Genomic DNA, 781 nt, shown 5'->3' with positions numbered 1-781 from the left:
AAAGTAGTTTATTTATATGATGGTACACCTTACCTTGCAGAATTAAACAATGAAGGTGAATACGACTACCCTAAAGAAGCATGGACGGAAATTGCACCACCACCAGGAATATATGAACCATTTTATTTTAATGGAAATGAATGGATTGGTAGTACAAAAGAAGAATGGGAGGAAACACAAAAAAAGCCGCCTATGGAACCTAAAGCTTTGGAGTTATTAGTATCTCAGTTGCAATTACAATTAATGATTGGAAATAAGAAAACGAAAGATCTTGAGGATAAACTCGAAGTCACAAATAAAAGTTTGGCAGACGCTTTACTTAAAATAACAGAGATAGAAAACAAAATCGGAGGTAATGCCTAATGTTCCCATCATTTGAAAGTATAAAATATTTTTACGATATCAATTGTTACACAAACGCAGAAATTAAAATCTACTATGATTACGGTTGCATCACTAAAGAACAATACAAAGAAATAACGGGTGAAGATTACCCAGAGCCTCAAGCATAAGCTTGGGGTTTTTATTTTGGAATAAGTAGGTGACAGAGTGAGTAGTGAAGGAAATCAAGATATTGAGCGTCGTGTCGGTATTTTGGAAGATAAAGACAGATATAACGACAAACGCTTAAGAAATATAGAAAACACAATCAAAGAAGATAGAAAAGAAATCAATGAGACTATAGAAAAACTTCATAACTCATTAAAAGAAAATGAAAAAGGTCAACATACACAAGAAATAATTAATGTAAAAATGAATTACACATTAGATTCAATTAACC

The 781-nt window shown here is 32.1% G+C and carries 2 protein-coding genes and 1 pseudogene; all 3 read left to right on the top strand.

Features of this window, described 5'->3' with window-relative positions:
• On the top strand, nt 1-363 hold a 363-nt coding region (locus tag ACF91D_RS31015), incomplete at its 5' end, for a hypothetical protein (RefSeq protein ID WP_392438592.1).
• Nucleotides 363-512, top strand: a complete 150-nt coding sequence (locus ACF91D_RS31010; protein WP_107512465.1) for an XkdX family protein — start codon at nt 363-365, stop codon at nt 510-512. The genes ACF91D_RS31015 and ACF91D_RS31010, both read left to right, overlap by 1 nt.
• A gap of 37 nt (nt 513-549) precedes the next feature.
• Nucleotides 550-781 (top strand): annotated as a pseudogene (locus ACF91D_RS31005) (hypothetical protein); the annotation flags it as partial.

This window comes from Staphylococcus sp. 231237_7MaSpsaltlick, assembly GCF_043107035.1.
This window is presented reverse-complemented; position numbering and strand designations above follow the sequence as displayed.